We start from the raw sequence: 8,766 nt of genomic DNA, 5'->3' as shown, positions 1-8,766 counted from the left end.
GGCAATGCCTTATATCTTTGTCGAGCCCGGCTTTTTAATAGCATCCAACCAGGTAAAACATGGGCTGGATACGGTCGGTGCAATATACCTTATGGCGGTAAAGAATATGTTCTTAGCCAATATACTATACCTAATCGAAATGAGTTTGGTCGGTACAGTTGGGAATCTAGTGCAGAAAGACCTATGTTAATTGGCAAAGATACAAATGGTAGTCCTTTATTTTTATGCCAAAGCAATTTCAATGGAAGTATCCAGCCTGGTAAAACATGGCCTGGTTACACCCATTGTAATATATCTTATGGGGGCAGAGAGATTATTACCGATAACTATCGAGTACTTAGCAAAGAACATACAATAATCGTACATGCTCAGCCACCAATTCATAGACATCTATCACATAATAATCATCACCATTTTTAGATATGGCGTATTGGTTTTGCCTACACGAATACAAACGCTCCCTTATCTATCCTGCAGGTTATCTGCGGGATAGTCTAATTTAAGAAATTTCAACTAACTAAATAAAAAGGAGAGTGAGGGATGGATTCATCCTCTCCTTTAAACGCTACCAGATGAGCCCAAATGATTTTGTCTCAGTTACTAAAAGAAAAAGAGAGTCCATATCATTGCCCTAGTATAAACTGAGTGTTCTTTCATAGATATAGAAAGTCATATCATAGGGGTTTTTATCATCTTGAGACCGATACTCCTTGTTTTGGCAACTCCATTCGAGTTCATTAATTATTGGAAAAAAAACATCGGCAGGAAACTGGTGATGAATACGTGTTATATATAAACGACTAGCCATCGGCATGGCTTGAGAATAGATTTTAGCACCTCCGATAATCATTACTTCAGGAGCATTAGCTGCCTGCTTAAGAGCCTCTTCTAATGAGTTGGCAACAACTAGCCCTGGTCTGGGTGTAAAGGAATGACTTACTACAATATTTAGCCTGCCAGGAAGTGGTTTTCCTATTGATTCATAAGTTTTTCGACCCATCACAATAGGTTTTCCCATCGTTATTGATTTAAAATGCTGTAAATCAGCAGGCAAGTAACATAATAGTTGGTTATTAGCTCCTAACCCTCCGGCTTCATCTATTGCAGCGATTAAACTAACTCGAGACATTTTATTTTATCCTTGTTAAAACTATATCCCTCGCCATCTCAACGGCTGCAATCATGCTGCCTGGATGGGCTTTGTTTTTACCTGCTAGTTCCAAGGCAGTTCCATGATCAACAGAAGTACGGATTATAGGCAATCCCAAAGTGACATTGACTGCTTCATTAAATCCTGCATATTTTAAAACTGGCAATCCTTGATCATGGTACATTGCTACGTACGCATCACAGCTGTTTTCATTATTAGGTATAAACAGAGTATCTGCTGGTAAAGGACCTAATACATCAATACCTTGCTGCTTCAAAATACCTAAGGCGGGGGCAATTACTTCAATTTCTTCTCGCCCTAAATAACCTGATTCTCCTGCATGTGGGTTTAAACCAGCCACTTTGATCTTTGGATGCTGAATTCCAAAATCATATTTTAATGAATGATGCAATTGTTTAATGACTTGGATAATTAGTGACGAATTGATAGCGTCAGGAACTAGTCGTAAAGGAAGATGAGTTGTCACTAAAGCTACCTTCATTTGTTGGCATGCTAACATCATCACAACAGTTCCTATACCAAAGAAACTAGCAAAAAATTCTGTGTGGCCGGTGAAGGCTAGTCCAGAAGCATTGATATTAGCTTTATGGACTGGGGCAGTAATTAAAGCAGAAAACTCGCCTTTAGAGCATAGAGTAGCCCCTAAAGTTAATAATTTGATCACATATGCCGCATTTTTAGGATTTAACTGACCTGTCGTCACTGGCGCATCACAGGGGACAGAAAATATTGTTAAGCAACCCCGCTTGTTCTTAATAGGATGCCCAGATCGGTATTCTAAAAACTCTATGGAAAGATTTAATTCTTTAGCTCTGGCTTTAAATAAAGACAGATCTCCTAAGATTACAGCAGGGAAACCAGAGTCGGCCAAAGCCAAGCATAAGTCTGGACCAATGCCTGCTGGTTCACCACTGCTAATAAGCAGTGGGGTCATGCTAAATCCTTATCAACAATGTTGATATACGCTTGGGATCGTAAATGTTGTTGCCAATTTTGCACCGCTTCTACAAATTTACGCTGTTGTAAAAATTGTCTGACTTGCTGCTTCTTAAAGGCCTCAGAATCGTCCTTCTGCTTACGCTCAATAACTTCAATAAGATGCCAGCCATATTGGGTTTTTACAGGTTTGCTGACCTTGTGCAATGGCAACTTATTCATAGCTTTTTCAAATTCTGGAACTAACTCACCAGGATTAACCCATCCTAAATCGCCACCTTTTACCGCACTGGCCGCATCAAGTGAATATTGCTTGGCCATTAGAGCAAAATCCTTTCCTGATTTTATTTGCTGGTAAATATTATTAACTTGTTTAATAGCTTCAGATGGTACCATACTCGCATCAGGTTTAAGCAGTATGTGCCGAACATGGGTCTGAGTGATTACATGGCGCTGGCTTTCCCCGCCAATAGCAATTAATTTTATTAAATGAAATCCATTGCCTGTCCGTATTGGTCCTGCTACCTGCCCAACTTTCATATGCACCACTTCCTTAGCAAATACCTCAGGTAATTCAGCTAAATGACGCTCGCCTAAATCGCCTCCTTCTAGTGCAAACTCTCCACTGGACTCTTCTATTGCTAGACGGCTAAAATCTTCTCCCTTTTTAATTTTATTTAATAAGCTTTCCGCTTCGATTTTTGCTTTTTTCAGTTGTTCAGTAGTCGGCTCTTCATTTAAGGGGATAACAATATTTTTTAAATGATACGTTAGGCTAGAGTCACGTATTTGTCCTTCTGCTTTTAAATATTGTTCTACTTGCTCATTTGTAACGACGATATCTTTCCCTACCGCTTTTTGTTGAACCCTGCTAATTATTATTTCTTTACGAATATTCTGTCTGTATTCTTGCCAACTAATTCCTTGTTTGGTAATTTCTTCACGCAGCTGAGATAAGCTAAGCCGATTGGCATCAGCTATTTTTTCTATCGCGTCATTAAGTTCTGCATTATCAACGGTAATACCATTTTGCTTTGCCATTTGCATTTCTAAATCAACATCAATCAAATGTTGCAGCACTTGCTTACGAAGTACTGATTCTTCTGGCATTTGCATATTCTGAGCAATAATTTGCTTTTTCGATAATTCAACTTGAGCATTAAGTTCGCTTGAAGTGATAACACTATCATTGACTATAGCAACCACTTTATCTAATAGTTGTTTCCCTTCTGCGAAACACATTCCTGAAAACAAAATGCATACCAATGCTACTTTTTTAAACATGCCTTAATCCTCATTTACATTCTGTCGGGCAATTTATGTCATTCTTTATCAAAATACAAGCAAATTTGTTTAATTTATACCCAAATCACTATCTAATAACAATAGATTAGTGGCGTTGAAAAGGATCATTATACCCTGGAAGATACGTATTCAGTATACCACTTGGGTCAGTGCTTGCTACTGATCCTAAGCCCTTTAGCAATATTTGCAAATAAATATTATTATTATATTGAGGTTCAAACTGTGCATTTAAACTTTTAAACGTACGCCCCCCCAAGACACGTATAGCCCAGCAGCAACTATCATACTGTGCACCAAGAAATGACATCATGCTGTAATTTTTGCTAATATTATAACTATATGCGCCAATACCACTCCATTTATCACTAAGTGGCCATGCTGCTGCAAGAATTGCTTGATGCAACGCATTATTGGCCGAGCCATTATTCCTTACTTGGGTCACATCCCCATTGACCAGATAACTATATCCCCCATTAATAATGGCATTAGGTGATGGCTGATAATGTAAATTCAGATCGGCATTATTGGTAGCATTTGTTGTCGGATCCCAAATGTAATCTCCTGTTATCCCCCAAGCGGGATTAAATTTATAAACTGCTCTCGAAGCAATAGGTGATGTACCATAAGTGGAAGATAAATTTCCAAAGGCATCAGGATTATCAATGCAAAACCCAGTTGGATTTTGACAAAGTTGCACCCTACGATCACTAAAATATTTAATTTGCCCGATAGAAAAATTGGCCCTTTCAGCTCCGGTTTCTTCCACTAGCCATCGTGTAGTCATAGCATAACTTAGCTGATTGGCGTCACCAATCCGATCGAAACCCGAAAAACGATTTGTTCTAAATAATTGATCTACATTAAAAATCATCAAGCCGGAATCATAAACCGGGATAACTGTTTGGTTATAATAAGGCACGCGCAAATAGAATATTCTGGGTTCTAGGGTTTGTACGTAAGATATCCCTTTCAAGGTTAGATCTCGCTCAAAATACACTCCACTATCCACGCTATATCGAGGAATAGTCAGATTATAATTAGCACGCGGTGACCCCCATGTATAATTCCTTGAAACATCATAATAATTTTCTACAAACTGCACCGAAGGAGTAATATATCCCCACGGCTTTATCACAGGCACGGATAAGATAGGGTTAAGGTGTAACCTAGGACCTTGTGGCATATTGTTAGTAGTTATATTCCATGAATCATTGGGCCAGTGAAACTGATCATATTGACCAAGAATATTTAAATTGGCATTAAAAGGTAAATCATAGTAGTACCCACGTGCCATAAGCTGTGGCAACCGTTCATAAACAGGAGAAATGGGGATTTCATTAATAGGATGGAGTGTTTGATAGCTTTGTCCCATACCTCTAAACGTCCAATTTTCAGTATAATAAGTTAAATCGGCTTGGCGCAATAATTGCCTCTGCGTGATCAATGCCAGATTAGTACTAAAATCTTGCAAATAATAATCATCAGAAACTTGCTGAAAATTGACATTGAATTGAAGATTTGGAAAGAGCTTAGTTGAGTCAAGAATCCCTAATTCCCAGCGATTTGTAGAAATCCCTTTAAGCTGTGGGAACTGTGGCTCATTATTTTTTAAAAATTGACCAAATGCTTTATCGTTTGGCAAAAAATTTCCATTCAATATTCCATTGCTCTTAGGGGTCAAATATCTAAATTGTCCACCCATCATCATGCCACGTTTTGTATAAAGATGAGGAACTAAAGTCATGTCATAATTTGGCGCCATATTCCAATAATAAGGAATACCTAAATCGGCACCTCCCACATTAGAATATCCTACTATAGGCATTAGAAAACCTGATTTTCTGTCTTTATTAGTTGGGAAGCTTAAATAGGGAGTATAAAGAACCGGCCATTCATTAATACGTAATTTTGCATTCCGAGCCACTCCTTTTCCTTTGGCCTTATCCAAACTAATTGACTCTGCTTCAATAGACCAAGCCTTGTCTCGAGGAGCACAGGTCGTATAAGTGGCGCCTTTCAAAAAATAATCCTCGTTTGCAAAACGTTTTATTAAGCTTGCTCTGCCCCAGGCAGGCAATAATGCACTACGTCTATCCGTATTAAATCGATATAAGACATCCTCCACTTCTCCTGACTTATCTTGTGGATAAACAACAGCTTTTCTCGCAATCATCATTCGATCAGGTTCTGTATAACGAACATATCCCAAAAATTCAATTTTTGTAACTTGATTCGTTTTTGGATCTCTATATACATAAGCTGTTTGCGCATTCACGACCCTTTGATCTTGCTGCATTTCAACATTTCCAGAGAGAGTAGATTTCTGAGTGCGGTAAAAAGAAACGCTATCCGCCATAATGCGGATTTCTTCTGGACTTGCCAATGGTGTTACTGCAATTGGAGTATACTGACCTGAGCATACAGGAAGATTTTGATCAGCTTGCCAACCTAAACATTGAGCTAATTTATCTCTTAGTTCGTTTGTTAAATCAACCTCTCTTGCAATGACACAAGCTTGAACAGGTTCGCTTATCAATACTGCAGAGTAAGCCACATTCTGATAATTAATCATGGATAAAACAAATGCACTCATTCCAGTGCAAATAAATACCCATTTTAGTGAAGAAAGTGATTGTTTCCATTTTGAGGATATCTGTTTTGAATAACAATAAAATAGGCATCGCAATAAGATGACAAGCGCAAAGAAAATACTCCTCTTTCGGCCATCAATGTCTTTTTTTTGATGCAGCCATTTTTTTGTGCTTTTAAAAGCGAAAAGGAGATCTATCCTGGCCTTGGATTTTAAAAAACGCTCTGCGCGAAGTATAATTAGCTTTTTATAAAACCTCATGTTCACAGCTAACAAAATGCCTTATTATTTGCACAATAAAGCTCCTCTTTATGACGAGCATATCAATTGCACATTTGAAATTAAAATGGGAAGTATATCATGCATGACAGAGAAAACGCACTGAAAGAGTGGTTGACTCAAACTATAAAACAAGAAGATTTTGTTTTAGTTCCTCTTGCAGGAGACGCAAGTTTCAGGAGATATTTCCGGATTCGGTACAATGGATTAACTCAAATAGTTATAGATGCGCCTCCGGAAAAAGAAAATATTGGAGCCTTTTTAACTATTGCCAATATTCTGAATCAAGCCAAAATACCTGTTCCAAAGATTATTGCAATCAATGAAAAGTACGGCTTTTTATTATTGAGTGATTTAGGAGATCAATTATTATTAAATAAACTGCGTAATGATACAGCGGATAATTACTACCATCATGCCATAGATTTGTTACTGCAAATTCAGCAATGTCCTACAGCAGATCCTAACCTGCCGCCATTTGATAAAGCTTTTATGCTTAAAGAAATGAACTTATGTCTGGAATGGTTTTTCAATGCGTATCTTTCTCTTGAGCTTAATCAAAAGGAAGTACTGCTTTTTCAAGAAAGCATCGCATGGGTTGCCAATGAGGTGGCCAAGCAGCCATTGGTCTTTATTCACCGGGATTACCATTCCAGGAATCTTATGCTGGTAGAAAATCAGCATAGTTGCTTAGCGACTATTGACTTTCAGGATGCCATGGAAGGGCCGCTCACCTATGATTTAGTTTCACTACTAAAAGATTGTTACATTTCATGGCCCAGGGAAAAAATTTTAGACTGGGTAACCTATTTTTATAAAAAATGTCCGACCGCCACCATTTATTCTTTACCAGAGTTTATTCGTGCCTTTGATTTATGTGGCTTACAAAGACACTTAAAAGTATTAGGCGTTTTTTGTCGCTTATATTTACGTGACAATAAGGCTGGATATCTTAACGATTTACCTTTAACCTTAAAATATGTGTTGGAATGTACCGAAATGTATGAAGAATTGCGTCCATTTTTTAATTTCTTTCAACAGCGGGTTTACTTACCATGAATACTGCAATGATTCTTGCAGCAGGTCGCGGAGAACGATTACGACCACTTACAGACAAGATACCTAAGGCATTGTGTGAAATAAAAAACAAACCTTTGATTGAATATCACGTAATCAATTTAGCTAAAGCTGGTTTTGAAAGACTAATAATTAACCATGCTTACCTGGGAGGAAAAATTCGCCAGTACTTAGGGAATGGAAAACGATGGGGTGTAGAAATTCTCTATTCACCTGAACCACCTGGAGGCCTTGAAACAGGAGGGGGTATTGTAAACGCCTTACCTCTATTAGGGAGCGATCCCTTTTTAACGGTCAATGCCGATATTTATACTGACTTTGATTTCGCTAGCCTGCGAACTCAACTCATTGATGCATTGCATCTTATTTTAATCCCCAGAAATCCTTCTTTACTTCATTATGGAGATTTTGGTTTAAAAAATGAATTCCAACTCACTAATACAAACCCAATTTACACTTTTTCAGGAATAGCTTGTTATACGCCTAAAGTATTTGCAGACTGTAAGCAAGGTCGATATTCTGTTACACCTTTAATCAAAAAACATGTAGAACAAAATAGAGCGACTGGAAGCATTCATTCTGGAATCTGGTTTGATATAGGTTCCCTGAATAGGCTTCAGGCAGCCAACCACAATCTCTAAAAATATCAAAACACGATTGCCGCTTTTATTTCTACCTGGCTGAAGGAGTTGTTGGCACTTCGGCTTCAGTGCCGGCTTCAATAGCCCGCCTCACTTCTTCTCGCTTGGTTTCTTGAGGGCCGTAAGTACGTTGTATTACTCCTATACTTACCCCCTTATCCTCAAAATACTTAGCAACTCCTTTTTCGCTATCATTTATCAAATTCCTAATTTCCTCTGGATTTATTTCAACTTTATTGCCGGCCGCATCCGTTTTAACTACTTTCCCACCTGAAACTGCAAGATCATTTTTGGCAAGCCATCCGTCTAATAAACCATCTAAAGTTTTTAGCTGATCTTGATCTGCCTTAGGAGAATATCCCCGAAGTATTCTAGCATCGTCTCCGATTTGAATTTCTACTTTTAATCCAGCCGGCAAATCTTGCGTATTACTAGCCAAAAATCTAGCTTTATTTTCTTGTACATTCTGAAGTTCAGAAGTCGGTCTTGCTTCACCAGACCAAGCTTGAGCCGCTGATAACAACTTAAATCTAACATACTGGGCATATTCATTGATTTTGTCGAGCATATCCTGGCATTGTGGTAACAATTTTGCTTCAGTTAAAATCTCAGCAAATCTTGTTGCCATATACTCTGCCGCTTCAATAGATGTTTCACCAACTTCCATTGCCTCTAGTAATGCTTGTTTTGTAGGTAATCTTTTTACTGCCATCACTTACTCTCGCCTATTTATTTTAGACTGATAACTATAGAGAAATTATAGCAAA

At 38.1% G+C, this 8,766-nt stretch carries 8 protein-coding genes (1 of these 8 running past the window's edge); 3 read left to right on the top strand and 5 right to left on the bottom strand.

Features of this window, described 5'->3' with window-relative positions:
* On the top strand, positions 1-420 hold the 3' portion of the coding sequence (locus OK13_RS08135) for a DUF3421 domain-containing protein (RefSeq protein WP_035889894.1). The gene continues 129 nt to the left of window position 1, outside the view; the window shows 420 of its 549 coding nt (coding positions 130-549); the start codon falls outside the window, past its left edge; its stop codon occupies positions 418-420.
* A 211-nt stretch (positions 421-631) separates the two neighbouring features.
* On the opposite strand, the gene OK13_RS08130 is transcribed toward OK13_RS08135, so the two are convergent.
* The 4 genes from OK13_RS08130 to OK13_RS08115 all read right to left on the bottom strand — a co-directional run bounded on the left by OK13_RS08130 (position 632) and on the right by OK13_RS08115 (position 6,005).
* A complete protein-coding gene (locus tag OK13_RS08130) occupies positions 632-1,129 on the bottom strand; it encodes a dihydrofolate reductase (protein WP_035889893.1) in 498 nt (165 codons plus the stop codon).
* A gap of 1 nt (position 1,130) precedes the next feature.
* The gene (gene pdxA / locus OK13_RS08125; protein WP_035889891.1) at positions 1,131-2,105 is read right to left on the bottom strand and encodes a 4-hydroxythreonine-4-phosphate dehydrogenase PdxA; all 975 of its coding nucleotides are present in this window, start codon (positions 2,103-2,105) and stop codon (positions 1,131-1,133) included.
* On the bottom strand, positions 2,102-3,391 hold the full coding sequence (locus OK13_RS08120; RefSeq protein WP_035889889.1) for a peptidylprolyl isomerase: 1,290 nt from the start codon (positions 3,389-3,391) through the stop codon (positions 2,102-2,104). The genes pdxA and OK13_RS08120 overlap by 4 nt, the downstream gene beginning before the upstream one ends.
* Before the next feature lie 106 nt (positions 3,392-3,497).
* Positions 3,498-6,005 (bottom strand): LPS-assembly protein LptD, encoded by a 2,508-nt coding sequence (locus OK13_RS08115; protein ID WP_035889899.1) that lies wholly within the window; start codon positions 6,003-6,005, stop codon positions 3,498-3,500.
* 357 nt (positions 6,006-6,362) lie between these two features.
* Here OK13_RS08115 and OK13_RS08110 point away from each other — a divergent pair, with 357 nt between their 5' ends.
* Together OK13_RS08110 and murU are read left to right on the top strand one after the other, a co-directional pair.
* The gene (locus tag OK13_RS08110) at positions 6,363-7,340 is read left to right on the top strand and encodes an aminoglycoside phosphotransferase family protein (protein ID WP_035889887.1); all 978 of its coding nucleotides are present in this window, start codon (positions 6,363-6,365) and stop codon (positions 7,338-7,340) included.
* Positions 7,337-7,999, top strand: a complete 663-nt coding sequence (murU, locus tag OK13_RS08105; RefSeq protein WP_035889885.1) for an N-acetylmuramate alpha-1-phosphate uridylyltransferase MurU — start codon at positions 7,337-7,339, stop codon at positions 7,997-7,999. Before OK13_RS08110 ends, murU begins: the two co-directional genes overlap by 4 nt.
* Before the next feature lie 31 nt (positions 8,000-8,030).
* Here the strand turns inward: murU and OK13_RS08100 are convergent, their stop codons facing one another.
* A complete protein-coding gene (locus OK13_RS08100; protein ID WP_035889898.1) occupies positions 8,031-8,711 on the bottom strand; it encodes a hypothetical protein in 681 nt (226 codons plus the stop codon).
* Positions 8,712-8,766 lie beyond the last annotated feature (55 nt).

The sequence above is a fragment of the Legionella norrlandica genome (genome assembly GCF_000770585.1).
In the GTDB taxonomy this organism is placed as follows: Bacteria; Pseudomonadota; Gammaproteobacteria; order Legionellales; family Legionellaceae; genus Legionella; species Legionella norrlandica.
Note: the sequence above shows the minus strand (reverse complement) of the source record. Positions and strands in the feature narration are given on the sequence as shown.

Bases quoted from the DNA above. Each gene is read 5' to 3' on its own strand.
- OK13_RS08110 (WP_035889887.1), top strand. From the start codon at position 6,363: ATGCATGACAGAGAAAACGCACTGAAAGAGTGGTTGACTCAAACTATA.
- murU (WP_035889885.1), top strand. From the start codon at position 7,337: ATGAATACTGCAATGATTCTTGCAGCAGGTCGCGGAGAACGATTACGA.
- OK13_RS08115 (WP_035889899.1), bottom strand. From the start codon at position 6,005: ATGAGTGCATTTGTTTTATCCATGATTAATTATCAGAATGTGGCTTAC.
- OK13_RS08100 (WP_035889898.1), bottom strand. From the start codon at position 8,711: ATGGCAGTAAAAAGATTACCTACAAAACAAGCATTACTAGAGGCAATG.
- OK13_RS08130 (WP_035889893.1), bottom strand. From the start codon at position 1,129: ATGTCTCGAGTTAGTTTAATCGCTGCAATAGATGAAGCCGGAGGGTTA.
- OK13_RS08120 (WP_035889889.1), bottom strand. From the start codon at position 3,391: ATGTTTAAAAAAGTAGCATTGGTATGCATTTTGTTTTCAGGAATGTGT.
- pdxA (WP_035889891.1), bottom strand. From the start codon at position 2,105: ATGACCCCACTGCTTATTAGCAGTGGTGAACCAGCAGGCATTGGTCCA.